The sequence below is a fragment of the Antarctobacter aquimaris genome (genome assembly GCF_900184945.1).
Classification (GTDB): Bacteria; Pseudomonadota; Alphaproteobacteria; order Rhodobacterales; family Rhodobacteraceae; genus Maliponia; species Maliponia aquimaris.
This window is the reverse complement of sequence record NZ_FXYF01000004.1, coordinates 387356-413159: the sequence shown is the minus strand read 5'-3', so window position 1 is coordinate 413159 and position 25804 is coordinate 387356. Positions and strand designations below refer to the sequence as shown.

22 protein-coding genes are annotated in these 25804 nt (G+C 66.1%); 14 read left to right on the top strand and 8 right to left on the bottom strand.

Annotation, left to right across the window (positions count from 1 at the left end):
• The first annotated feature begins 224 nt into the window (after positions 1-224).
• A complete protein-coding gene (locus tag MAA8898_RS09885) occupies positions 225-1619 on the top strand; it encodes an aspartate aminotransferase family protein (protein WP_094020824.1) in 1395 nt (464 codons plus the stop codon).
• Between the two features lie 20 nt (positions 1620-1639).
• On the opposite strand, the gene MAA8898_RS09880 is transcribed toward MAA8898_RS09885, so the two are convergent.
• The gene (locus MAA8898_RS09880; protein WP_094020823.1) at positions 1640-2017 is read right to left on the bottom strand and encodes a rhodanese-like domain-containing protein; all 378 of its coding nucleotides are present in this window, start codon (positions 2015-2017) and stop codon (positions 1640-1642) included.
• 565 nt (positions 2018-2582) lie between these two features.
• On the opposite strand from MAA8898_RS09880, the gene mutL reads away from it, so the two are divergent.
• The 5 genes from mutL (at position 2583) to lpdA (ending at position 11883) form a co-directional block, all read left to right on the top strand.
• Positions 2583-4412: a DNA mismatch repair endonuclease MutL gene (gene mutL, locus MAA8898_RS09875; protein WP_094020822.1), complete on the top strand. Its 1830-nt coding sequence runs from the start codon at positions 2583-2585 to the stop codon at positions 4410-4412.
• Complete coding sequence (locus tag MAA8898_RS09870; RefSeq protein ID WP_094020821.1) at positions 4409-5581, top strand: DNA recombination protein RmuC; 1173 nt, start codon at positions 4409-4411, stop codon at positions 5579-5581. The genes mutL and MAA8898_RS09870 overlap by 4 nt, the downstream gene beginning before the upstream one ends.
• A 569-nt stretch (positions 5582-6150) precedes the next feature.
• A complete protein-coding gene (gene aceE / locus MAA8898_RS09865; RefSeq protein ID WP_094020820.1) occupies positions 6151-8808 on the top strand; it encodes a pyruvate dehydrogenase (acetyl-transferring), homodimeric type in 2658 nt (885 codons plus the stop codon).
• 25 nt (positions 8809-8833) lie between these two features.
• Positions 8834-10123, top strand: coding sequence for a dihydrolipoyllysine-residue acetyltransferase (gene aceF / locus MAA8898_RS09860; RefSeq protein ID WP_094020819.1), 1290 nt, complete (start codon positions 8834-8836; stop codon positions 10121-10123).
• A gap of 11 nt (positions 10124-10134) precedes the next feature.
• Positions 10135-11883: a dihydrolipoyl dehydrogenase gene (gene lpdA, locus MAA8898_RS09855; protein WP_094020818.1), complete on the top strand. Its 1749-nt coding sequence runs from the start codon at positions 10135-10137 to the stop codon at positions 11881-11883.
• Positions 11884-12009: 126 nt separating this feature from the next.
• Here lpdA and MAA8898_RS09850 read toward each other — a convergent pair whose 3' ends face one another.
• From MAA8898_RS09850 to MAA8898_RS09830, 5 genes are all read right to left on the bottom strand, one after another.
• On the bottom strand, positions 12010-12741 hold the full coding sequence (locus MAA8898_RS09850; protein WP_094020817.1) for an SDR family NAD(P)-dependent oxidoreductase: 732 nt from the start codon (positions 12739-12741) through the stop codon (positions 12010-12012).
• Positions 12738-13511, bottom strand: a complete 774-nt coding sequence (locus MAA8898_RS09845) for an SDR family NAD(P)-dependent oxidoreductase (RefSeq protein WP_094020816.1) — start codon at positions 13509-13511, stop codon at positions 12738-12740. The genes MAA8898_RS09850 and MAA8898_RS09845 overlap by 4 nt, the downstream gene beginning before the upstream one ends.
• Positions 13508-14302 (bottom strand): ABC transporter ATP-binding protein, encoded by a 795-nt coding sequence (locus MAA8898_RS09840; RefSeq protein ID WP_094020815.1) that lies wholly within the window; start codon positions 14300-14302, stop codon positions 13508-13510. Before MAA8898_RS09840 ends, MAA8898_RS09845 begins: the two co-directional genes overlap by 4 nt.
• A gap of 1 nt (position 14303) precedes the next feature.
• Positions 14304-15074 carry an ABC transporter permease gene (locus tag MAA8898_RS09835; protein WP_245853326.1) on the bottom strand — a complete coding sequence of 257 codons (771 nt, stop codon included), beginning with the start codon at positions 15072-15074 and terminating at the stop codon, positions 14304-14306.
• A 78-nt stretch (positions 15075-15152) separates the two neighbouring features.
• Positions 15153-16202, bottom strand: coding sequence for an ABC transporter substrate-binding protein (locus MAA8898_RS09830; protein WP_094020813.1), 1050 nt, complete (start codon positions 16200-16202; stop codon positions 15153-15155).
• 135 nt (positions 16203-16337) lie between these two features.
• On the opposite strand from MAA8898_RS09830, the gene MAA8898_RS09825 reads away from it, so the two are divergent.
• From MAA8898_RS09825 to MAA8898_RS09790, 8 genes are all read left to right on the top strand, one after another.
• Positions 16338-16952 carry a TetR/AcrR family transcriptional regulator gene (locus MAA8898_RS09825; protein ID WP_176445116.1) on the top strand — a complete coding sequence of 205 codons (615 nt, stop codon included), beginning with the start codon at positions 16338-16340 and terminating at the stop codon, positions 16950-16952.
• Between the two features lie 29 nt (positions 16953-16981).
• The gene (locus MAA8898_RS09820; protein WP_094020811.1) at positions 16982-17836 is read left to right on the top strand and encodes a polysaccharide deacetylase family protein; all 855 of its coding nucleotides are present in this window, start codon (positions 16982-16984) and stop codon (positions 17834-17836) included.
• 60 nt (positions 17837-17896) lie between these two features.
• Positions 17897-18802: a LysR family transcriptional regulator gene (locus MAA8898_RS09815; RefSeq protein ID WP_094020810.1), complete on the top strand. Its 906-nt coding sequence runs from the start codon at positions 17897-17899 to the stop codon at positions 18800-18802.
• Between the two features lie 140 nt (positions 18803-18942).
• Positions 18943-20094, top strand: coding sequence for an ABC transporter substrate-binding protein (locus tag MAA8898_RS09810; RefSeq protein WP_094020809.1), 1152 nt, complete (start codon positions 18943-18945; stop codon positions 20092-20094).
• Between the two features lie 67 nt (positions 20095-20161).
• Positions 20162-21154 (top strand): ABC transporter ATP-binding protein, encoded by a 993-nt coding sequence (locus tag MAA8898_RS09805; RefSeq protein ID WP_094020808.1) that lies wholly within the window; start codon positions 20162-20164, stop codon positions 21152-21154.
• Positions 21154-22077 (top strand): ABC transporter permease, encoded by a 924-nt coding sequence (locus tag MAA8898_RS09800; RefSeq protein WP_094020807.1) that lies wholly within the window; start codon positions 21154-21156, stop codon positions 22075-22077. Before MAA8898_RS09805 ends, MAA8898_RS09800 begins: the two co-directional genes overlap by 1 nt.
• Positions 22067-22873 carry an ABC transporter permease gene (locus MAA8898_RS09795; protein WP_094020806.1) on the top strand — a complete coding sequence of 269 codons (807 nt, stop codon included), beginning with the start codon at positions 22067-22069 and terminating at the stop codon, positions 22871-22873. The genes MAA8898_RS09800 and MAA8898_RS09795 overlap by 11 nt, the downstream gene beginning before the upstream one ends.
• 22 nt (positions 22874-22895) lie before the next feature.
• A complete protein-coding gene (locus tag MAA8898_RS09790) occupies positions 22896-24320 on the top strand; it encodes a gamma-aminobutyraldehyde dehydrogenase (protein WP_094020805.1) in 1425 nt (474 codons plus the stop codon).
• A gap of 80 nt (positions 24321-24400) precedes the next feature.
• Here MAA8898_RS09790 and MAA8898_RS09785 read toward each other — a convergent pair whose 3' ends face one another.
• Positions 24401-25051: a ChrR family anti-sigma-E factor gene (locus tag MAA8898_RS09785; RefSeq protein ID WP_094020804.1), complete on the bottom strand. Its 651-nt coding sequence runs from the start codon at positions 25049-25051 to the stop codon at positions 24401-24403.
• 7 nt (positions 25052-25058) lie between these two features.
• Entirely contained in the window at positions 25059-25724 is a 666-nt protein-coding gene (locus MAA8898_RS09780; RefSeq protein ID WP_094020803.1) for a sigma-70 family RNA polymerase sigma factor, read from the bottom strand.
• Positions 25725-25804 lie beyond the last annotated feature (80 nt).

The window sequence follows — 25804 nt, the reverse complement described above, 5'->3', positions numbered from 1 at the left end:
CTCCCGCAGCGCGCGAGCGTCACCCGTCGTATCTTCGAGGCCGTGCGCGCCGGGACGCGGGCTGACGTTGCACCCGGAATGGGACTGTGTGGGCTGGTGATCTTTCGCTGGCGCGAAAGACACCCTTGCCCACCGGCCGCCCGCGATGGGACGCGGGCGACCTGATTCGATTGACACTTTGTAATTTGATCATATTCTGCGCCCAAGTCTTTCGGGAGCCGCACATGACCATCCTTTCGCTGAATTCCCCCACCGTAGAATTGCAGGCGCTCGACGCCGCGCACCACATGCATCCCTTTACCAAGGGGGCCGCGCTTGCCCAGAAGGGGGCCCGGATCATCACCCGGGCCGACGGCTGCTGGCTGACCGACAGCGAAGGCAACCGCATCCTCGACGGCATGGCCGGGCTGTGGTGCATGAACGTGGGCTACGGCCGCACCGAGCTGGCCGATGCCGCCTATCGCCAGATGCAGGAACTGCCGTTCTACAACACCTTCTTCCAGACCAGCCACGTGCCCGCGCTGAACCTCGCGGCCAAGCTGGCGGAAGTGGCGCCCGGCGACCTCAACCACGTCTTCTTTGCCGGCTCCGGGTCCGAGGCCAACGACACCAACCTGCGCATGGTGCGGACCTACTGGGACGAGCTGGGCCAGCCCGACCGCCACGTCATCATCTCGCGCTGGAATGCCTACCACGGGTCGTCCGTCGGGTCGGGCAGCCTGGGCGGCATGAAGCCGATGCACGAGCAGGGCGGCATGCCGATCCCGGGCATCCACCACATCGACCAGCCGCACTGGTACAACGAGGGCGGTGACCTCACGCCCGAGGAATTTGGCCTGGAGCGCGCGCAGCAGCTGGAAAAGGCCATCCTCGAGATCGGCCCGGAAAAGGTCGCGGCCTTCATCGCCGAGCCGATCCAGGGTGCCGGTGGCGTGATCATCCCGCCGGACACCTACTGGCCCGAGATCCAGCGCATCGTGAAGAAATACGACATCCTGCTGATCGCCGACGAGGTGATCTGCGGGTTCGGCCGCACCGGCAACTGGTTCGGCAGCCAGACCATGGGCATCCAGCCGGACATCATGACGGTGGCCAAGGGGTTGAGCTCGGGCTACCAGCCAATCGGCGCGTCGATCGTGTCGGACAAGGTCGCCAAGGTCATCGAGGCGACCGAGTTCAACCACGGCTACACCTATTCCGGTCACCCGGTGGCCTGCGCCGTCGCGCTGGAGAACCTGCGCATCCTCGAGGAGGACGGCATCATCGAGCGTGTCCGCGAGACCACCGCGCCCTACCTCAAGCAGCGCTTCGAAAGTCTGGCCGATCACCCGCTGGTGGGCGAGGTCAAGATCGTCGGCATGATGGGCAGCCTCGCGCTGACTCCGGACAAGGCGACACGCGCGCCGTTCAAGGCCGAGGCCGGGACCGCCGGCTACATCTGCCGCGAACGCTGCTTTGCCAACAACCTGGTCATGCGCCACGTCTACGACCGGATGATCCTGTCTCCGCCGCTGGTCATCAGCCACGACGAGATCGACATCCTGATCGAGCGGGCGCGCAAGAGCCTGGACGAGGCGCTGGTGCAGCTGACCGCCGAAGGGCATATGCAGGCGGGCTGACAGGCCCGCCCGCGAGAACCTCAGCCGCCGACGCGCTGCGGTGCGCCGGTGGACATGTTGGTGCCGACATAAGGCTTCTGCGCCGTTTTCCAGGCGCCGAAGCCGCCCTCCATGTGGGCGATCTGCTTGAGGCCCGCGTCGATGGCGGCGCGCGACACGCGTTCGGACCGAACCCCCGAGCCGCAGTGGAACACGATCCGCTTTTCGCCCTGCCCCGGCAGCGCGTCGGCCTTGAAGAAGGCCAACGGCATCAACAGCGCTCCTTCGATGTGTTCGAACATGTATTCCTGCGGCGTGCGCACGTCGATCAGCACGATCGACTTGTTCGCGACGGCCTGAGCGACCTCGTCCACGCTCCAGGTTTCGAAGGTGGCGTCGCCAATGGTTTCGGTCTTCATGGGATCTCCCGGGCACCTGAGGATGGGGTTGTACCCAATATCTGGCCTCTTGGCGCCACGGGTGCAAGGCGGGGCGCCGATCCCGGGACCGGGCAGCGCGCGTGCCCGGAAAGACTGTGCCGCCGGACGAAAACGGCGAAACGCACTCCTGACATGCCGCCCGCCGTTCGATGTGGATGACAGGATCGTTGATATGCGCTGCGCGCCTTGCGGTCTTCGCGAAAGACCGTTTCCCGGGCAGCTGTGACCTGGGTGCCGAAGGCTGGGGCTCAGCGGCTTTTCTTGACTGCGGAAACCGGGCGGAACCAGGTCCGCGCAAAGGCTTCACCGTACATCGCACTGATGGTTTCGAACGTGATCAGGGGAACCAGCATCTCTGCCTCCGTCATTTGTCTGTTCCAATTATTAACGCAATTATCTTACTCAATAAAGAAGAGTCGCATTCAAATGTTACGCTACCTTTGTCGTAATCCGTGAACGGACCCGTAACGTGTATGATCCGCGCGTCGAGGAGACCCCTTTCCAGAATCGCAGGAAGTCTGCTAAGTCTTGTGGTGTGAACACCATGGACCGCAATATCCGCCCGACCATCCGACAGCTGGACGAGGCCGCCATCAACCGCATCGCCGCCGGCGAAGTGGTGGAGCGGCCTGCCTCGGCGGTGAAGGAACTTGTGGAGAATGCGATCGATGCCGGGGCGCGGCGGGTCCAGGTCGACGTGGCGGATGGTGGCAAGACCCTGATCCGCGTCACCGACGACGGCTGCGGCATGTCTCCCGAGGATCTGCCGCTGGCGCTGGCGCGGCATGCCACCTCCAAGATCGACGGCACCGACCTGCTGAACATCCATTCCTTCGGCTTCCGCGGCGAGGCGCTTCCCTCGCTGGGCGCGGTGGGGCGGCTGACGCTGCAAAGCCGCAGCGCCGGCGAGACGGCGGCCGAGATCACCGTGTCCGGCGGCGCGCCATCAGCGGTGAAACCCTGTGCGCTGAACGGCGGCACCGTCGTCACGCTGCGCGACCTGTTCTACGCCACCCCCGCGCGGCTGAAGTTCCTGCGCTCTGACCGGGCCGAGATGCAGGCCATCGGTGACACCGTGAAACGGCTGGCCATGGCCGAACCCTCGGTCGGTTTCACCCTGCGCGACGTGACCGGCGGGCAGGAGCGGGTCAGTTTTCGCGTCGAACCGGAAAGCGGCGACCTGTTCGACGCGCTGCGCGGGCGGCTGTCCCGGGTGATGGGCGCGGAATTCGTCGACAACGCCCTGCCCATCGACGCCGAGCGTGAAGGCGTGCGGCTGACCGGCTATGCCGCGCTGCCGACCTATTCGCGCGGAACGGCGGTGGCGCAGTTCCTGTTCGTCAACGGGCGGCCGGTGCGCGACAAGATGCTGATCGGCGCGTTGCGCGGCGCCTACCAGGATTTCCTGTCGCGCGACCGGCATCCGGCGGTGGCGCTGTTCGTCGATGTCGCTCCGCACCGGGTGGACGTCAACGTGCATCCGGCCAAGTCCGAGGTGCGCTTTCGCGAGCCGGGCGTGGTGCGCGGGCTGATCGTTTCGGGGCTACGGCACGCGCTGGCCGAGGCGGGGCATCGCGCCTCGACCACAGTGGCGGGCGCGGCGCTGGGCGCGTTCCGGCCCGAGCCTGCGGCGGCGCCGCGTATCTACCAGATGGACCGCCCCTCGCTGGGCGCGCGGCAGGCGGCCTGGGCCGCGCAGGCGCCGGGACTGGCCGAGGTGTCGGGCGGCTTTTCCGGGCGCGTGGTGGAGGTGCCCGAGGCATCCGCAGCCGAACCCGCCGAAGAAGCCGTCGCACGCCCGCTGGGCGCCGCGCGCGGGCAGGTGCATGAGAACTACATCATCGCCCAGACCGAGGACGGCATTGTCATCGTCGACCAGCACGCCGCGCATGAACGCCTGGTCTACGAAAAGCTGAAGCGTCAGATGACCGAAAACGGCGTGCCGGCGCAGGGCCTGCTGATCCCCGAGGTGGTCGAACTGTCAGTCGACGACGTTGCCTGCCTGCTGGCTCGGGCGGACGACCTGGACCGCATGGGCCTGCGGATCGAACCCTTTGGCCACGGCGCCATCGCGGTGCGTGAAACCCCGGCGATCCTGGGCGAGGTCAACGCCACGGCGCTGGTGCACGACATCCTGGACGAACTGTCGGACCTGGGCGACAGCCAGTTGGTGCAGTCGCGGATCGAGGCGATCCTGTCGCGCGTCGCCTGCCATGGCTCGATCCGCTCCGGCCGGGCAATGCGAGGCGAAGAGATGAACGCCCTCCTGCGCGAGATGGAAGCCACGCCGCATTCCGGCCAGTGCAACCACGGCCGTCCGACCTACGTGGAACTGAAGCTGTCGGACATCGAACGGCTGTTCGGGCGCACATGATCGAGGTCGGCGGCGGTGCGGTCAGCCTGGACGATCCGTGGACGCTCGCCGGGCTGGCCGCTGTCGGGGTCGTGCTGCTGTTCCTCATCCTGCTGGTCTCAGCGGTGCGCACGGCGGGACGGACGGCGCGTATGACCGAGCCGCTGCTGCACCACGTCAGTCACTTGTCCGCCCGGGTGCAGAGCCTGTCGGACGGGCAGGAGCGGCTGGCCGGCGGATTGCACCACGTGTCCGAAGCGCAGGCGGCGAGCCAGACCGCGATGCTGGAGATGATGGAGCGGCGGCTGGCCGAGGTGCAGGAGCGCATGGGCGAGACGCTGCATGGCTCGGCCCGGCGTACCGCGCGGTCTTTGGGGGAATTGCAGGAACGGCTACAGGTCATCGACAAAGCGCAGGACAACATCACCCGGCTGTCGGGTGACGTTCTTTCGTTGCAGGACATCCTGTCGAACAAGCAGACGCGCGGCGCCTTCGGCGAAATCCAGCTGCGCGAGATCGTGGCCCGCGCACTGCCGTCTGATGGCTATACCCTCCAGGCCACGCTGTCGAACGGGCGGCGGGCGGATTGCCTGATCCACCTGCCGCAGCCGCCCGGACCGATCGCGGTGGACGCCAAGTTCCCGCTGGAAGGCTACGAGGCGCTGCATCGGGCCGAGGGGCAGGATGGCCGGGCACGCGCGGCGCAGGCGTTTCGGCTGTCGGTGCGCAAGCACATCCGCGATATCGCCGACCGCTACATCCTGGAGGGCGAGACCGCCGACGGCGCGCTGATGTTCCTGCCCTCCGAGGCGGTCTACGCCGAGCTGCACGCGAATTTCCCCGAGGTGGTGCGCGAAGGTTTCGACGCGCGGGTCTGGATCGTGTCGCCGACGACCTGCATGGCGACGCTGAACACGATGCGCGCGGTGCTCAAGGATGCCCGGATGAAGGAACAAGCCGGGGCGATCCGGCGCGAGCTGTCCGCGCTCTATGGCGACATCGAACGATTGGCGGCGCGGGTCGGCAACCTTGACCGGCATTTCGGCCAGGCGGCGCGGGACATCGAAGAGATCAAGATCAGCGCCGACAAGGCGGGCAAGCGGGCGCGCCGGCTGGACCAGTTCGATTTCGAGGATCTGAAAGAGGAACCGGCGGGGCGCGTGCTGCGCCTGACCGACCCAGCGGAATAGGCCGCCACTGCACGGGCTGAGTCCAGCAAGGTCAATGGCTTGCGGCAACGGCCATCCTGATCGGCGGGTCGGGCTGATTGCCGTCACAGGTCCGTGGCCCGAACCGCCCGGCAAAAACGGAAAAAACTGCACTTCGGGGGTGGTGAGCCGATCCGAATGTCTGCATGTTGATGTTAGCGCCGAAACTGCTTTGCCGAAGGGCTTGGATCAATTGCCGCACAAGGGGTTATACTCTTGGGAGAATCGCTGGGGAGCGAAGGATCGTGTGCTTTGGCGGATTGCCGATCGGTCCATGACCGGCCCGGACGGAACGGCCTTGGCGGGGAAATGGATGAAACATTTGATGCGCGCAAGATCGTTTAAGCCTAAACATTTGCCATGCAGTCAGTGCAAGGACGTTATGCATCCATGCGCCTGCCGCAACGTCCCCGGCGCTGGTAAACCACCCGCCAAGCACCGGGAGGACCGGACAGGGATGTGGATCAACGCTTCGCCTGTCAGGATCTCCCGGTTCGTTTAACGTTAAACCAAATCGCGCTGATGCCGGCGCACATAAGGGAAGAGGGCCTATGAAAGACACCCCCCAGGACATGGATCCCGTCGAAAGCCAGGAGTGGCAGGACGCGATCGAGGATGTGATCGAACGCGACGGGGCCGACCGCGCGCATTATCTCCTGGACAAGGCGGTGCAGCGGGCCCGCGCGGCGGGCGCCAAGCTGCCGTTTTCCGCGACCACCCCTTATCAGAACACCATCTCGCCGGACGACGAGGTCGAGATCCCCGGCGACACCGAGATGGAATGGCGCATCCGCACCATCAACCGCTGGAACGCCATGGCGACAGTGGTCAAGCGCAACAAGGAATCGAGCGAATACGGCGGTCACATCGCGTCGTTCGCCTCGTCCGCAGCGTTGTATGACATCGGTCTGAACCATTTCTGGCGTTCCAAGAGCGCGATCCACGGCGGCGACCTGGTGTTCTTCCAGGGGCACGTGATCCCCGGCATCTACGCGCGGTCCTTCATGGAGGGCCGGATCAGCGAGGAGCAGCTGAAGAACTTCCGCTCCGAGGTGAACGGCGGCGGGCTGTCGTCCTATCCGCACCCCTGGCTGATGCCCGACTACTGGCAGTTTCCGACCGTCAGCATGGGCCTTGGCCCGCTGATGGCGATCTACCAGGCGCGGTTCATGAAATACCTCGAGAACCGCGGCCTGATCGAAAAGCAGGACCGCAAGGTCTGGGCCTTCCTCGGCGACGGCGAGATGGACGAACCCGAAAGCATCGGCGCCATTCACCTGGCCGCGCGCGAGGGGCTGGACAACCTGATCTTCGTCATCAACTGCAACCTGCAGCGGCTGGACGGTCCGGTGCGCGGCAACTCCAAGATCGTGCAGGAACTCGAGGGCAATTTCCGCGGCTCCGGCTGGGACGTCATCAAGCTGCTTTGGGGGCGGGGCTGGGACGAACTGCTGGAACAGGACACCAGCGGCAAGCTGCGGCAGCTGATGGATGAAACCATCGATGGCGATTACCAGACCTTCAAGTCGAAGGACGGCGCCTACATCCGCAAGCATTTCTTCGGCAAGTACCCGGAGACCGCCGAACTGGTGAAAGACTGGACCGACGACCAGATCTGGGCCCTGCGCCGCGGCGGGCACGACCCCAAGAAGGTCTACAACGCCTTCCTGCGTGCCTCCAAGGCCGATGGCCAGCCCACCGTCCTGCTGGTCAAGACGGTCAAGGGCTACGGCATGGGCACAGCCGGTGAGGGGCAGAACACCACCCACCAGCAGAAGAAGATGCAGCTCGACCAGCTCAAGGCGATGCGCGACCGGTTCAAGATTCCGGTGACGGATGAAGAACTGGACAAGGACATCCCGTTCGTTTCGCTCAACAACGCGCAAAAGGCCTATCTGGCCGACCGTCGCCGTGAGCTGGGCGGCGCCTTCCCGGTGCGGCATTCGGATGTGCCGCCGATGGAGATCCCCAAGCTGGACGCCTTCAAGGCCCAGCTGGAATCGACCGGCGACCGCGAGATTTCCACCACCATGGCCTTTGTCCGCATCCTGACCACGCTTCTGCGTGACAAGAAGATCGGTAAGCAGGTGGTGCCGATCGTGCCCGACGAAAGCCGTACCTTCGGCATGGAGGGGCTGTTCCGATCGGTGGGCATCTACAACCCGAAGGGGCAGCTATATACCCCCGAAGACCGTGAACAGATGTCCTACTACAAGGAATCCGAGAGCGGGCAGGTGCTTCAGGAAGGCATCAACGAGGCCGGCGCCATGGCCGACTGGATCGCCGCCGCGACGGCGTATTCCAACCACGGCGTGCCGATGATCCCGTTCTACATCTACTACTCGATGTTCGGGTTCCAGCGGATCGGCGACCTGGCCTGGGCCGCCGGCGACAGCCGGGCGCGCGGCTTCATGCTGGGAGGCACCGCCGGGCGGACCACGCTGAACGGCGAGGGCCTGCAGCACGAAGACGGGCATTCGCACATCCTTGCCGGCACCATCCCGAACTGCATCACCTACGACCCGACCTTCTCTTACGAGGTCGCGGTCATCGTTCAGCACGGGTTGCAGCGGATGTTCGTCAACCAGGAGGACGTGTACTTCTACATCACCCTGATGAACGAGAACTACCAGCATCCGGACATGCCGATGGGGTCCGAAGAAGGCATCATCAAGGGGCTGTACCGTTTCCGCAAGACGGCAAAACCGGCCAAGAAGCACGTCAACCTGATGGGCTCGGGCACGATCCTGGTGCAGGCGCTGAAGGCGGCGCAGATGCTGGAGGACGACTTTGGCGTCACCTCGGACATCTGGTCGGCGACCTCGTTCAACGAACTGGCGCGGGACTACCAGGATTGCGTCCGGCACAACCGCCTGAACCCCTTCGCCGAAGAGCGGGTGCCCTACGTCACCCAGACGCTGACCAACGCGCAGGGGCCGATCATCGTCGCCACCGACTACATGAAGAACTATGCCGAGCAGATCCGCGGCGCGGTCAAGAACCGCTTTACGGTGCTGGGCACGGACGGTTTCGGCCGGTCGGACAGCCGGGTGAACCTGCGACGCTTCTTCGAGGTGGATGCAAACCACATCGCGGCGGCGGCCATGGTGGACCTGTGGCGCGAGGGCGCGGTCTCGGACAAGGATCTCGAGGCGGCAATGAAGAAATACGACATCGACGGCGGCAAGCCGAACCCGCGTCTGGTCTGAAACGCGGCACGAGGAGACATAACACATGACCGTAGAAGTTAAGGTGCCGGACATCGGCGATTTCAAGGATGTGCCGGTGGTAACGATCCTGGTGAGCGTGGGAGACACGATCGCCGTCGAAGACCCGGTGGTCGAGCTCGAGTCCGACAAGGCGACGATGGAAGTGCCGACCGCGGTGGCGGGTGTCGTCAAGGAGATCAAGGTCGCCGAGGGCGACCGGGTCTCCGAAGGCGCGGTGCTGCTGATCGTCGAGGCGGCGGATGCGCCGGCGGCCAAGGACGCGCCCAAGGCCGAGGCGCCGAAGGCGGCCGCCCCGGCTGCGGCTGCGGCTGCGGCTCCGGCCGCGGCTGCTCCGGCGCCGGCTGCGGCCTCTGCCGCGGCGGCGGTGACCGATGCCGGGTTCTCCAAGGTGCATGCCTCTCCGTCGGTGCGCGCCTATGCGCGCCGGGTCGAGGTGGACCTGAACAAGGTGAACGGGTCGGGCCGCAAGGGCCGCATCCTGCGCGAGGACGTGGAAAAGGCGCTGAAGTCGCAGGTCGTTCCGGCGGCTGCGGGCGGCGGCGCGGTGTCGGGCGGGATGGGCATCCCGCCGATCCCGGTGATCGACTTCTCCAAGTTCGGCCCGGTGGAAGACGTGGAGATGCCGCGGATCAAGAAGATCTCCGGCCCCGCGCTGCACCGGTCCTGGCTGAACGTGCCGCACGTCACCCACAACGACGAGGCGGACATCACCGAACTGGACAAGTACCGCAAGGAGATGGACACCCAGGCCAAGGAAGAGGGCTATCGCGTCACGCTGTTGTCCTTTGTCATCAAGGCTGCCGTGTCGGCGCTGAAGACCCACTGGGAGTTCAACTCGTCGATCCATCCAGACGGCGACAAGCTGATCAGGAAGTCCTACTACAACATCGGTTTCGCGGCGGACACGCCCAACGGGCTGATGGTGCCGGTGATCAAGGACGCGGACCGCAAGGGCCTGGTCGAGATCTCCAAGGAACTGGGCGAGCTGAGCGCCAAGGCGCGCAAGGGCGAGCTGAAGGGCCCCGACATGCAGGGCGCGACCTTTACCATTTCCTCGCTGGGGGGCATCGGCGGGACCTCGTTCACGCCCATCGTCAACGCGCCCGAGGTGGCGATCCTGGGCCTGACCCGGTCCAAGATCGCGCCGGTCTGGGATGGCGAGCAGTTCGTGCCGCGCCTGATGCAGCCGCTGTCGCTGTCCTATGACCACCGCGCCGTCGACGGTGCCTTGGCCGCGCGCTTCTGCGTGACGCTCAAGACGCTGCTCGGCGACATGCGCAAGCTGATGTGGTGAGGGGAAAACCGATGGATGTGAAAGTACCCGATATCGGCGATTTCAAGGACGTTCCTGTCGTCGCCGTGCTGGTTTCGGTCGGTGACACGGTCAGCGCCGAGGACCCGCTGGTCGAGTTGGAAAGCGACAAGGCGACGATGGAAGTGCCCTCGCCCGCCGCGGGCAAGGTCGTGTCGATCGCCGTCAAGGAAGGTGACCGGGTGTCCGAGGGATCGGTCCTCCTGGTGCTGGAAGGCGCGGATGCAGGCGACGCCCCGGCCTCGGGGGGCGTTGAACCCCCCTCGGCCGCCGAGGCAGCGCCTCGGGCGCTTGCGGCCACCGGAACAGCCAGCGGCCCGGGCGATGTGCACGCCGAGGTGGTGGTGCTGGGCTCGGGCCCCGGCGGCTATTCCGCTGCCTTCCGTGCCGCCGACCTGGGCAAGAAGGTTGTGCTGATCGAGCGCAACCCGACGCTGGGCGGTGTCTGCCTCAACGTCGGCTGCATCCCCTCCAAGGCGCTGCTGCACGTGGCAAAGGTGATCACCGAGGCCGAGGAGATGGCCTCGCACGGCATCAGCTTTGGCAAGCCGAAGATCGACCTGGACGAATTGCGCGCCTTCAAGAACGGTGTCGTGGGGCAGCTGACCGGCGGTCTCGACGGGCTGGCCAAGGCGCGCAAGGTGCAGGTGGTGCGCGGCTACGGCAAGTTCACCGGGCCGAACATGATCTCGGTCCAGGGCGACGAGGGGGTGACCACCGTTTCCTTTGACAATTGCATCATTGCTGCCGGGTCGGAACCTGTCGCGCTGCCCTTCATCCCGCACGACGACCCGCGGGTGATCGATTCGACCGGCGCGCTGGAGCTGAAGGACATTCCGGGCCGGATGCTGGTGCTGGGCGGCGGGATCATCGGGCTGGAAATGGCCTGTGTCTACGACGCGCTGGGATCCAGGATCACGGTCGTCGAACTGATGGACCAGATCATCCCGGGCGCCGACAAGGACATCGTCAAGCCGCTGATGACCCGCATCAAGGGGAGATATGAAAACATCTTCCTCAAGACCAAGGTGACGGCAGTCGAGGCGCTGGACGAGGGTCTGAAGGTCACCTTCGAGGACGACAAGGGCGAAACCTTCTCGGACACCTTCGACAAGGTGCTGGTTGCCGTGGGCCGCAGGCCGAATGGCAAGCTGGTCGATGCCGACAAGGCCGGCGTGGCGGTGGATGACCGCGGCTTTATCGCCGTGGATCGCCAGCAGCGCACCGGTGTGCCGCATATCTTTGCCATCGGTGACGTGGTGGGCCAGCCGATGCTGGCGCACAAGGCGGTGCACGAGGGCAAGGTGGCGGCCGAGGTCTGTGCCGGGCACAAACGGTTCTTCGACGCCAACCTGATCCCCTCGGTGGCCTACACCGATCCGGAAGTCGCCTGGTGCGGCGTGACCGAGACCGAGGCCAAGGCCAAGGGGATCAAGTACGAAAAGGGCGTGTTCCCCTGGGCGGCATCGGGCAAGAGCCTGTCGAACGGGCGCAGCGAGGGCATCACCAAGCTGCTGTTCAACCCGGAGGACGATCGCATCATCGGCGCCTGCATCGTGGGCACCAACGCGGGCGACCTTATCTCGGAGGCTGCGCTGGCGATCGAGATGGGGGCGGACGCGGTGGACCTGGGCCACACGATCCACCCGCACCCGACGCTGTCGGAGACGGTAAACTTTGCCGCCGAGATGTACGAGGGCACGATCACCGACCTGATGCCGCCGAAGAAGCGCAAGCACTGAGGCGACTGGAATTTCTGAAAGGGCGGCTTCGGCCGCCCTTTTCCTTTGCAGGGACGGGAACGACGCTCGTCCCGGCTCCGTTCGGAGCCGGAACATCGCCCCGCCCACCGTCCCCGGCGACAAGGCTCAGGTCATGACGCTGCCGCCGTTGACGCCGAAACACTGGCCGGTGATGAAGCCCGCACCCGGTCCGCAGAGAAAGACCGCCATGGCGGCCACGTCCTGCGGCGTACCGAAGCGGGCCAGCGGCGAGTCGAGGTCCAGCGCCAGTTGCTCGGGGCTCATGCTGGCGGGGCTGGTCATGTCGGTGTCGATGGGGCCGGGAGCGATGGCGTTGACGAGAATGCCGGGGGCGAGTTCACGCGCGAGGCTGCGGGTGAGGGCGATGACCCCACCCTTGGAGGCGGCATAGGCGGTCATGCCCTGCCGCCCGAGGTGGCCGAGGTCGCTGGCGATGGTGACGATGCGGCCCCTGTCCGTGCGGCGGGCGAATTCGCGGGCCGAGAGGAAGGTGCCGCGCAGGTTGACGGCGATCACGCGGTCGAAATCCTCGGCGCGGGTTTCCGTAATGGGCGCCTCGTGCAGGATGCCCGCGTTGCTGATCAGCAGGTCAGGAGGTCCGAAATGGTCTGTGACCCTATCGAAGAACGCAATCATTTGCGCCTCGTCCGAGACGTCGGCCTGCACGGCCATCGCTTCGCCGTGCCGGGACAGGTCGTCCAGCGTCTGCGCCGCTTGCGGGTCTCCGGGGTGGCAGAAGGCCACGCGCGCGCCGGCCACCGCCAGCGCCAGCGCGATGGCCCGCCCGATCCCGCGCGACCCGCCAGTGACAAGCGCGGTCTGGCCCGAAAGGGTCACGCCATGACCTCGCCCCGGTCGATGTTGATCGCCTGCCCGGTGATGTTGGCGGCGGCGTCGGAGGCGAGGAAGACGTAGAGCGCGGAGATGTCGCGCGGCTCCATCAGCCCGTCGATGGCCTGCGCCGACATGATCTCCTGCTGCACCTCCGCCTCGGTCCGGCCGCTGCTGTCCGCCAGTTCGCGCAGCGAGTTCAGCGCCGGGCCTGTCATGATCCAGCCGGGGCAGACCGCGTTGACGCAGATCCGGCGCGGCCCAAGTTCCTGCGCCCAGGTCCGCATCAGGCCAAGGCTGGCGTGCTTGCTGGCGACATAGGCGGAAAAGCCGGGCACCGCGGTGCGCGACCAGATCGACGCGGTCAGGATGATCCGCCCGCCGTCCGCGATGCGGCTTGCCAGCGTGTCGGTGATGTTCTGCGTGCCGGTGACGTTGACGGCGATGATGCGCTCGAAGGTGGCATTGCCTGTCGGGTTCCGGCCCGTCAGCGGGGTAGGGCGCTCGAGGCCTGCGTTGTTCACCAGCACGTCGAGATGCTCGATGCCCGACAGCGCCTCTGTCACGGCGCTTGCATCGGCGATGTCGCAGCGGATGGCGCGGGGGGCGCCGGGCAGGCGGGCGGCGGCGTCAAAGATGGCGTCGGTCTCGGCCAGGATGGTCAGCTCCGCGCCCGCTTCGGCAAAGGCCTGCGCGACACCAAAGCCGATCCCGCTGGAGGCGCCGGTCACCAGGACCGACACGTCGGTGAAATCGAAACGCGCCTGTCCGGTCATGGGGTGCGGTGTCCTTCCTCGCGCATCAGGCGCATCAGGTGCGATTCGAGATCGCCGTAGCCGTCGAGGCGCACGACCTCTTCCTTGTCGGCGATGCGACGGCCCTGCTTGAATTCGGGCATGATCTCCGCGCGCAGGCGGCCGGGGTGGCTGGACAGGAACACGATCTTGTCGGCGAGAAAGATCGCCTCTTCGAGGTCATGGGTGACGATCACCATGGTGGTGCTGGTCTGTTCGGCGATGCCGATCATCATCTCCTGCATCTGCCAGCGCGTCTCGGCGTCGAGCGCGCCGAATGGTTCGTCCATCAGCAGCACTTCGGGGCCATTGGCCAGGGTGCGGGCGATGGCGACGCGCTGGCGCATCCCCCCGGACAGCTGCGAAGGATAGGCGTCGGCGAATTTCTCCAGCCCCACGAGGCGGATGAAATGCGCCGCGCGGTCCTCGCGTTCGGACGCCGGGACGTTGTTGATCTTCATGCCGAATTCGACGTTACGCCGGACCGAGAGCCAGTCGAACGAGGTATAGGCCTGGAACACCATGCCCCGGTCGCGGCCGGGCCCGTCGACCCGGCGGCCACCCAGGGTGATCTCGCCCTCGGTCGGCGTCTCCAGTCCCGCCATCATGCGCAGCACCGTGGATTTGCCGCAGCCCGAGGGGCCGAGCAGGACGCAGATGCCGTTGGGCTCCACGTCAAAGCTGAGGTCCTGGACCGCCTGCACCGACCTGCCCTTGCCCAGGTCGAAGCGTTTCGAGAGGTTGCGGACGGTCAGCGCGCTGTCGGTGCTCATGTCAGCCCTTCCGCAGGTAGGGAAAGGCGCGGCGGTGCAGCGCCGCGAACATGAGGTCGAAGAACAGCCCCAAAGCGCCGATCACGATGATCCCGGCGAGGATCTCGTCGGTGTTCAGAAAGCGCCGCGCGCGCATCATCATCGCGCCGATCCCGGTGGTGGAGGCGACGATTTCGGCGATGACCAGGTAGGTCCAGGCCATGGCCAGCATCTGCCGCATCGACACCACGATGTCGGGCAGCACGGCGGGAAAGATCACCCGCGCCACCACCGTGGACCGCCCCGCGCCCAGGGTGAGCGCGGTTTCGATCAGCTCCTCGCGCACGTTCCTGGTGTGGTCGAGGATGAGCGTGATCAGGAAGAAGATCACGCCAAGGAACAGCAGCGCCAGTTTCGGCGCCTCGCCGGTGCCGAACCACATCAGCAGGATCGGGATGAAGGAGGGCGCGGGCAGGTAGCGCCAGGCTGACACGAAAGGCGAAAACACCGCCTCGATCGCCGGGAAACTGCCCATCAGCACGCCCAGCGGCACGGCAATGGCGCAGGCCATGGCAAAGGCCGCCAGCACCCGGCCGATGGAGATCAGCACGTCGCTGCCGAAGCCGCGGTTCCAGAACAGGTCAAAGGTGGTGGCAAAGACCGCCTGCGGCGAAGGCACCAGCAGCGCGTTCACCCAGCCTGCGGCAGAGGCCAGCACCCAGATACCGAAAAACAGCGCCCAGATGCCCAGGGCAGAGACAAGGCGCTGGCCGCGCCCGACGGGCTTGCGCAATCCAAAGAAGTTGGAGGCCACGGCCGATCCTTTCCAGCCACCGCGAGACCGGGCACGACGGGCGCGCCCGGTCAGATGTCAGCGCGCCGTCAGGGTCTGGCGATAGCCCGAGGCGACAAGGTCACCCATCAGCGAACAGTCGACGCCGGCGGCGGGATCCACCGTCTTGTCCATCAGGCCCAGCTTGATCCACCATTCATTTGTCAGGGCGACGGAGGCGACCATCGACCCGTTGGCCATGCCGAAGGGGCCGTCGCCGTCCAGCACGCCGCACAGCCGGGCGGATTCGTCGAAGTCGAACATGTAGATCCCGCCTTCAAAGCTCTTGCCGTCGGTGCCGATGACATAGCCGATGTCCTCGACCGGCCATTGCAGGTAGTCGGCCAGCAGCTGGTTGGTTTCTGCGACGTTGGCGTTCCAGTAACCCAGCCCGTCCCAGCGCGCCTTGAGCACTGCCAGCGCGGTGTCGCGGTTCTCGGCGATGAAGTTCTTGTTCATGTAAAGGGCGTCCATGAAGATGCCGGTCTGCAACACGTCCGCGGCGCCGGTATCGACGATGGAGCGCGAGCCGGGCCTGGCCTCCAGCACCTTCGAAATCCACGGCTCGTACATATAGGCGGCCGAGAGGTCGCCGGACATCATCGGGCCTACCGCCTCGTCGGCGTTCAGGTTCACCCAGTCCACCTGGTCCGGGGTGATGCCCATGGAATCCAGCCAGATCCCCATCAGCAGGTGGCCGATGTAGGCCTGCGGCGCGGCGACCTTCCTGCCAGGCAGGTCGGCGACTTCGACATCCGGGGACAGGATGATGTGATCGACGCCGTAGGACGGGTTCATGAAGCCGACGTTCACCACGTCCGTGCCGCGATCCACGATCAGCGGCGTGTAGTCGGCGGTGCATTCGTAGACGTCGATCTGCCCGGCGGCCAGCGCGGCGTGGCCGCCCAGCGGATCCTCGAAGATGGTCAGGTTCAGGTCGTGGCCGGGCAGCAGGTCCTTTTGCCGGGCGACTTCCAGCATGGCGTAGCCGGGCCAGGACACGCAGAGGCCGACGTTCACGGTGTCGGCGCTGGCGGCGCCGCCGGTGGCGATGACGGTGGCCGCTGCGATGGTACGGATGGTGCGCATGATGATCCCCGATGCTGGTCGTCTGGACGTTGTGAAAAAATGTACCGGGGCAAATTTTTTATTCAATAAAAATTTTGTCTCCGCTAATAATCCGGAAGAAGACGGGCCCGGTGCCCGGCGGGACGGGAGAGACTGGTGAGCAAGCTGCGCGCCCGGCAGAAGGAAGACCGCCGCAAAAGGATCGTTGCTGCGGCCAAAAGCCTTTTCAAAAGATATGGCTACGAGGCCACCACGATCGAGAGCATTGCCGAGGCGGCCGGCGTGTCCGGCGTCACCGTGCACAATTATTACGGCACCAAGGCGGGCGTCCTGCTGGCGCTGGTGGTCGACAGCGATGCGCTGCTGATCGCCAAGCTGTCCGAAACGCTGCCCCGCGATGCCACCGACCTGACCGACCTCACCGTGACCTTTGCGCGCGAGATCATGGATCACGCCATGGGCAACCTGGAAAAGAAGATCTGGCGTCAGGTGATCGCCGCCGTGACCAGCGAGGCCGGAACCCAGCTGAGCAAGGCCTATTTCAAGTTGGACCAGCAGCTGGCCCAAGTCCTGATCACGCGCATCGAGGCGATGCAGGCCGCGGGACACCTGCCCGCGGGCATCGACCCGGTGCACCTTGGCAAGGCGCTGTTCCACTTGCAGAACGCCCACTTCATCCAGTTCATTTCGTCCGATGCGCTGACTCGCGACGAGGTCGAGACTCGCCTGCGCAATGACCTTGCGGCGCTGTTTGCCGTGCGCGCGGCCTGACCCCGCGGGCCTTGATACAGGAGAGACCGATGTTCCTTCACCCGCTGGACTGGCCCGAGGGCAAGCGCTGCGCCGCCTGCGTGACCTTCGACGTGGACGCCGATTCGCTGATCCGGACGGCCCGGCCCAAGGACGCGGAATTGCGGCTTCAGCCAATCTCGATGGGGCGCTACGGGCCGACGGTGGGTGTGCCGCGCATCCTGGACACCTATCGCCGGCTGGGGCTGACGCAGACCTTCTTCATGCCGGCCTGGGTGATGCAGGAATATCCCGCCACGGTCGAGGCGATCCTCAAGGACGGGCACGAGATCGGGCACCATTCCTGGTGCCACGAGGACCCGATGCACCATTCCGACGAGGTCGAGGCCGAGCTGTTCGAGCGCGCCGTCGAGGTTCATGTGCGGATGACGGGCCGCAAGCCGCGCGGCTACCGCGCGCCGGTCTACTCGATCACGCCGCCGATGGTCGGGCGCCTGCTGGACCACGGCTTTCTCTACGACAGCTCGATGATGGCGGATGACCTGCCTTACCTGGTCAAGACACCCAAGGGCGAGTTGATCGAGCTGCCGCCGCACTGGGGCGCGGACGACTGGCCGCCCTTCGCCCATTTCGCCGAGATCGACTACCTGATGCCGGTGCGCGCGCCCTCGGATGGGGTCCGCGCCTTTGCCGAGGAGTTCGACGCCATGCACGCGGCGGGGGGCTTCTGGATGCCGGTGCTGCACCCCTTCCTGACCGGGCGGCTGGCGCGCTGGCACCAGATGGAAAAGCTGCTGGAGAGGGCGCTGGCGGCGGGCGACGTGTGGTTTGCCCCGATGGAAGAGATCGCGCGCCATGCCGCCGCATCAAAGGAAACGCTGCGGGTGGAGACGATCACGCTCTGACGCGCTATCGCGGTGGGGCGAAACCTGCTTCACTGGTTGGGGATCGAACCCGGAGGACAGGTGGCGTTCACGCTCAGGCAGCTTCAGTTCTTTGTCGCGGCGGCGGAGCAGGGCAGCGTCTCGGCTGCGGCCAAGGCGCTGGCGATCTCGCAATCCTCCGTCACCGAGGCGATCAAGGCGCTGGAGGCCGACCTGGGTATTCGCCTGTTCGAACGCCGCGCGCGCGGGCTGGAGATCACCGTGGCGGGCCACCAGTTCCTGCGCCACGCCCGCAAGATCCGCGATGACGTGTCCGACGCGCGCCGCGCCTTCATGGTGGAAAGCGACGCGCGCACCGGCGAGATCCGACTGGGCGTGACCTCGCTGGTGGCGGGCTACGGGCTGTCGGACGCGCTGGGCCGCTACCGCCGCACCTTTCCCGGCGTGCACATCAGCGCCGTCGAGGACAGCGGCGAATACCTCGAACACCTGCTGATCGGCGGCGAGATCGACGTCGCCTTTCTGATCGTGTCGAACCTGCACAACCGCGCCGCGTTCCAGATGGAAAGCATCGCCGCCTCGGCCATGCGGCTGTGGCTGCCGTTGGGCCATCCGCTGGCGGCCGAAGAGGCGGTCAGCCTGGCCGACGTGGCGCGCGAACCGCTGATCATGCTGTCGGTCGAGGAGATCGAGTCGAGCACCCAGTCCTTGCTGTCCTCGCTGGGCGCGCGGCCCGAGGTGGCCTTTCGCACCAGCTCGGTGGAGGCGGTGCGCTCGCTGGTGGCGACGGGCATGGGCGTGGCGATCCTGCCGGACCTGATCTATCGCCCCTGGTCGCTGGAAGGCGACCGGATCGAAATCCGCGATGTCTCGGGCGATCTGCCCACGGTGCAGGTGGGCATGGCCTGGCGGCGCGGCGCGCCCCTGTCGGACAACGCGCGCGATTTCGTGCGCCTGGCGCGCAGTTCGTTCCAGGGGGTGTCCTGAGGTATCGGTATTTCCGATATCGAGCGCCGGGATTTTGAGTTTGCGAATATGCGCGGTCGGGCGGACACTTTCGCCAAACCTGCGGCGCCTCTGCGTGACCGCGGGAACGCGACATACAATAACCAACGGGGAGTATGGATATGACTGCACGTTTTCTGATGACGGCCGCGGTTTCGGCGCTGGTGGTTGCGCAGCCGGTTCTGGCGCAAATGGCAGCGCTGGGCGCGGGTGAGGGCCAGGTCGATATTGTCGCCTGGCCGGGTTACATCGAGCGCGGCGAAACCGATGCCGCCTTTGACTGGGTGACCAAGTTCGAAGAGGCCACCAGCTGCAAGGTCAACGTCAAGACCGCCAACACCTCGGACGAGATGGTGGCGCTGATGAACGAAGGCGGCTTTGACCTGGTGACCGCCTCGGGCGATGCCTCGCTGCGGCTGATCGCCGGCAAGCGGGTGCAGCCGATCAACACGGACCTGATCCCCTCGTGGAACACGGTCGACGACCGGCTGAAGAGCGCGCCCTGGCACACCGTGGACGGCGTCCACTATGGCACGCCCTACATGTGGGGTCCGAACGTGCTGATGTACAACACCGAGGTGTTCCCCGAGCCGCCGACCTCGTGGAACGTGGTGTTCGAGGAAATGACCCTGCCGGATGGCAAGTCCAACGCAGGGCGGGTGCAGGCCTATGACGGCCCGATCCACATCGCCGACGCGGCGCAGTACCTGATGACCCACAAGCCCGAGCTTGGCATCACCTCGCCCTACGAGCTGAACGCTGACCAGTACGCCGCCGCGCTGGACCTGCTGCGGGTGCAGCGGACCCTCGTGGGCCGCTATTGGCATGATGCCTTCATTCAGATGGACGATTTCAAGAACGAGGGCGTCGTCGCCTCCGGTTCCTGGCCGTTCCAGGTGAACATCCTCAAGAGCGAGGGCCTGCCGATCTCCTCGGTGATCCCGGCAGAGGGGGCCACCGGCTGGGCCGACACCACCATGCTGCACGCCGACGCCGCGCATCCGAACTGCGCCTACATGTGGATGGAGCACACGCTGTCGTCGAACCTGCAATCAGACCTGTCGGTCTGGTTCGGCGCGGTTCCCTCGGTCCCGGCGGCCTGCTCGGACGGGCGCGGGATGCAGACGCAAGAAGGCTGCGACGCCAACGGCCTCGCCGATTTCGACAAGATCCGCTTCTGGACCACCCCGGTCAGCAAGTGCGAAAGCCAGGGCGAATGCGTGCCCTACTATCGCTGGGTCTCTGACTACATCGGCGTGATCGGCGGCCGCTGATCAAATCCACTCACGGAACGCCATTGCCGGCGGCGCTGTCAAAGCGCCGCCGATGAAGGGATGTGTCATGACTCACGCGGTGGAATTCGACCGGGTTTCGCGCCATTTCGGGACAGTGCGCGCGGTGGACGGCGTATCGCTGACAATCGCCGAAGGCAGCTTTTTCGCCATGCTCGGGCCGTCCGGCTCGGGCAAGACGACCTGTCTGCGGCTGATCTCGGGCTTTGAGCGGCCGTCGTCGGGGCATGTGCGCATCTTTGGCGCGCAGTCTGACGACCTGCCGCCCAACCGTCGCCCGGTGAACACCGTCTTTCAGGATTACGCTTTGTTTCCGCACCTCAGCGTGCGCGACAACGTGGCCTACGGGCTGATGGTGCGCGGCGTGTCCCGCCCCGAACGGCACGCCGCCGCCGAGGAGATGCTGGCCCTGGTCAAGCTGGAGGGCTACGGCGACCGCAAACCCGCACAGCTGTCTGGCGGCCAAAGGCAGCGCGTGGCGCTGGCGCGCGCGCTGGTGAACAAGCCCAAGGTGCTGCTGCTGGACGAACCGCTGGGCGCGCTGGACCTCAAGCTGCGCGAGGCGATGCAGGACGAGCTGAAGACGCTGCAGCAAAGGCTGGGCATCACCTTTGTCTTTGTCACCCACGACCAGGGCGAGGCGCTGTCGATGGCTGACCAGGTCGCCGTCTTCAACGAGGGGCGGATCGTGCAGATCGGCACGCCGCAAGAGATTTACCAGCGCCCCCGCACACGCTTTGTCGCGGATTTCGTCGGCTCCGCCAACGTGCTGCCGCCCGCGTTCTGCGCCGCTGTCGGCTCGCCGAAAAGCTGGGCCAGCCTGCGCGCCGAGGTCATCGCGCTGACCGCCCCCGGCGTGGGGCTGATCGACGGCACGGTGACCGGCCGCCGCTACCTGGGTCCGGTGAACCGCATCACGGTCCGCGCCGGTGCGGCCGAGCTGGCCGTCGACCAGCCCGCCAGCCTCGACGCGCCCGCGCCGGGCACCGCCGTGGGCCTGACCTGGGACGCGGACGCGCTGCACCGGATGGAGGAAGGCTGATGGCCGCCCTCGCCCGCCTGACCGATCCGCTGTCCGACCTGTTCTGGCGGCGTCCGCGCGTCCTGCTGGCGCTGCTGCTGGGGCCGCCGCTGCTGTGGCTGGGGGTGGTCTACATCGGCTCGCTCGCCGCGCTGCTGGTGCAGAGCTTTTTCTCGATCGACGAATTCTCAGGGCTGATCAACTACGAGTTCACGCTCAAGACCTACGGCGAGCTGTTGCGCCCGTCGAACTATGACATCGTCATCCGCACGACGGTCATGGCGGCCGCCGTCACGGTGGCCTCTGTCTTCATCGCCTTTCCCATCGCCTATTACGCGGCGCGCTATGCGCGGGGCCGGATGAAGGCGTTCTTCTACCTGGCCGTGATGCTGCCCCTGTGGTCCAGCTACCTGGTCAAGGTCTACGCCTGGAAGCTGATCCTGGCCAAGGAGGGCATTCTGACCTGGGCGGTGGACGGCATCGGCGCCAGCGCGGTGCTGAACGCGATCCTCGCGCTGCCGGTGATCGGAGGCAACTCGCTCTCGGTCAGCTACATCGGCACCTTCCTCGTGTTTCTCTACGTCTGGCTGCCCTACATGATCCTGCCGCTGCAGGCCTCATTGGAGCGGGTGCCGCAGAACCTGCTGGAGGCCTCGGACGACCTCGGCGCCTCGCGCCGCCAGACGCTGCGGCATGTCGTGCTGCCGATGGCGCTGCCGGGGATGATCGCCGGGTCGATCTTTACCTTTTCGCTGACACTGGGCGACTACATCATCCCGCAGATCGTCGGCTCGTCGCGCAACTTCATCGGTCAGGCGGTCTATGCCCACCAGGGTACGGCGGGGAACATCCCGCTGGCCGCCGCCTTTGCCGTGGTGCCCATCGTCATCATGGGGGTCTACCTGTGGGTGGCCAAGCGGAAGGGAGCCTTCGATGCCCTCTGACCGCGCCTCCCTGGGGTTGAAGATCGCGGCCTTTGCCGGGCTGCTGTTCCTGCACCTGCCGATCCTGCTGATCTTTGTCTACGCCTTCACCACCGAGGACCGCACCTACCAGTGGCCGCCGCCAGGGCTGACGCTGAAGTGGTTTGGCGTGACCTGGAACCGCCCCGACGTGTGGGAGGCGCTGACGCTCTCGCTGAAGGTCGCCACGGTCTCGACCGTGCTGGCGCTGGTACTGGGCACGCTCTGCGCCGCCGCCGTCAGCCGCGCGCGGTTCTTTGGCCGGGAAACCGTGTCGCTGCTGGTGATCCTGCCCATCGCGCTGCCCGGCATCGTCACCGGCATCGCGCTGCGGTCGGCCTTCAACCTGGGCGGCATCCCGTTTTCGACCCTGACCATCATCCTGGGCCACGCGACCTTTTGCATCGTCGTCGTCTACAACAACGCGGTGGCGCGGTTCCGGCGCATTTCCGGCCCGATGCTGGAGGCCTCCGCCGATCTCGGGGCCAACGGGTTCCAGACCTTCCGCTACATCGTGCTGCCCAACATCGGCACCGCGCTTCTGGCGGGCGGGATGCTGGCCTTTGCGCTGTCCTTCGACGAGGTGATCGTGACCACCTTTACCGCCGGCCAGCAGCAGACGCTGCCGATCTGGATGTTGGAGGAACTGGTGCGCCCGCGCCAGCGCCCGGTGACCAACGTCGTCGCCATGATGGTGGTGCTGGTGACCTTCCTGCCGATCCTCGGCGCCTATTACCTGACCCGCGGCGGCGCTGAGACCGCCGGGGGCGGCAAGTGACACAAAGACGTGGAGACCTGACATGGACACCCAATTTCTGATCAACGGCGCCTTCACCGCAGGCACCGAGACGGCCGAGGCGATCCTGAACCCGCGCACCGGCGAGACCATCCTCGACCTGCCCGAAGCTTCGCCCGAGCAGGTAGACGCCGCCGTCGCCGCCGCGAACGAGGCCTTTGATGGCTGGTCGCGCACCTCGCCCGCGGAACGCTCGGCCGCGCTCTTGCGCATCGCCGACAGGATCGAGGCCGAGGGCGAGGCCTTCGGCGCGCTCGAGGCGCTGAACTGCGGCAAGCCGATCAACGCCGCCATCGGCGACGAGGTCCCGGCCATCGTCGACACCTACCGCTATTTCGCCGGGGCCGCGCGCAATATGCACGGGCCGGTCGCGGGTGAATACCTGCCCGGCCATACCTCGATGATCCGGCGTGACCCGGTGGGCGTGGTCGCCTCTGTCGCGCCGTGGAACTACCCGATGATGATGATGGCGTGGAAACTGGCCCCGGCCATCGCGGGCGGCAACACCGTGGTGTTCAAGCCGTCCGAGCAGACCCCGCTGACGGCGCTGAAATTCGCGAAAATCCTGGCCGAGGAACTGCCCAAGGGCGTGGTCAACGTCATCACCGGGCGCGGCGAAACGGTGGGCAACGCGCTGGTCACGCACAAGGGCGTGGACATGATCAGCCTCACCGGGGACGTGGCGACGGGCAAGAAGATGCTGCAAGCGGCCTCGAAGACGGTCAAGCGTACGCACCTGGAACTGGGCGGCAAGGCGCCGGTCATCGTGTTCGACGATGCCGATATCTCGGAGGTGGTCGAGGGGCTGCGCGCCTTTGGTTATTACAACGCCGGGCAGGACTGCACCGCCGCCTGCCGGATCTACGCCTCGAAAAAGGTCTACGAAAACCTTGTCGCCGACCTGACCTCGGCGGTGTCGTCGATCGTCTATGACAACGCCGACGACACGCAGAACGAGATCGGGCCGCTGATCTCGGCCCGCCAGCGCGACCGCGTGGCCAGCTTTGTCGAACGCGCCCGCGACGTGAACCACATCGAGATCACAACCGGCGGCGCGGTGCATGGCCAACGCGGCTACTACTATACGCCCACCGTCATCGCGGGTGCGCAGCAGCACGACGAGATCGTGCAGCGCGAGGTCTTTGGCCCCGTGGTGTCAGTCACGCCGTTCAGTGACGTCGACGAGGCGGTGAACTGGGCCAACGACAGCGACTATGGCCTGGCGTCGTCGGTCTGGACCAGGGACATCGGCCGCGCCATGTCGACGGCGGCGCGGTTGCGCTATGGCTGCACCTGGATCAACACGCATTTCATGCTGACCAACGAGATGCCGCACGGCGGGCTCAAGGCCTCGGGCTATGGCAAGGACATGTCGATGTACGCGCTTGAGGACTACACCGTCGCGCGGCACGTGATGATCAAGCACTAGGTTTCGCCGGGTGCCAGACAAGAAACAGGCCTGCGACCGGGGTGGTCGCAGGCCCGCTTCGCGATCTGACGGGAGGAGGGTCAGATCTTGAGGAAAGGCTGTGCCAGCCGCGCCAGCCCCTTGAGCCGCAGCGGCGCATCGGTCACCGCGAGGCAGATGCAGTCCTCGGCGATGTCGGCCACCGGCGTGTGGTTCAGCGAGGCGTCCGCGATCTCGATATCGCCGCGCGCGAAATAGCCTTCGTCGTCGTGAAAGGCGCCCTTGAGGACCAGCGTCAGTTCCAGCCCGCGGTGGCCGTGATCCGGCATCGCGGTTCCGGCGGGGATGTACAGCATGCGCGCCGTCGCATCGGGCGAGGTCTTGAGGATGGCCTGCTTGACCCCCATGCCGATGGGCCGCCACTTCACCGCGTCCAGCGATCCGCCGATGTAGTCCAGCAGCGGGGCCGGCAGCACCGGGTCGGACGCGACGCGGATCTCTCGACGCGCGGGTTCCGGCTCCATGCCGCGGATCAGCACCAGCGCGCCTTGCAGGCAGTCCTCCGACACGGCGACGCCTTCGGCCGTGTCCAGCACGGCGCCCCCCACGGCGTCATGCGCCTCCACCGCCGCGCGGCATTCGTCGCAAAGCGACACATGGGTTGCGATGACAAGGTTGACCGCCTCGGGCAGCAGCCCGGCGGAATATCCCATGATGAGGTCATCGGTCAGGTGATGCGTTATCTTGCTCATCGCGTGATCACTTCCTGTCCATAGCGTGTCTGAGGCGGTCCAGCGCCAATCGTATGCGGGACTTGATCGTGCCCAGGGGCAGGCCGGTCGCCTCGGCGATCTCGCTGTGCGACAGATCGCCGAAATAGGCCTTTTCGATCAGGTCCCGTTGCTTGTCGGGGAGAGAGGCAATCGCCTCTCCCAGTTGTTCACTCTCTTGTTGCAGGCTGAGCCAGTCCTCCTGGTCCGGCTCGGCCTCCGGGCCCCAGGGAAGATCCTCGGGCTCCGGTCGTTTGTGTCGGCGCAGGACGTCGATCCTGCGGTTGCGGGCGATCGTGAAGATCCACGTCGCCACCGAGGCGCGGCAGGGATCGAACTGCGCCGCCTTCTGCCAGACGGTGGCCATCACCTCCTGCGCGCATTCCTCTGCCAGCGCGGCATCGGCGCCGGACCGCATGAGAAACGCCTTGATCCTCGGCGCGAAGTGCCGAAACACCTCGACGAAGGCCCGTTCGTCCCGGTCATCGCGAATGCGGACCAGGACCGCGACCCAATCCTTTGTGTCGCCCTCTGCTTTCTGCGCTCCCACGGGCTTACCCTTGTCAAAGTTCCTCGCCTTGACATGCCTTGCGATCGACGCGGCGGCAATAGTCGTAGCGTCGCGGGGGTCGTGAGGGTGCAGTGCGCCTAACATGTGAAGGATACGCCGCGCGTGGCGGTTTGGATCACACCCGGGGGCGGAACTTTTCGGTTCTTTTTTCATCCGTTGTGAAA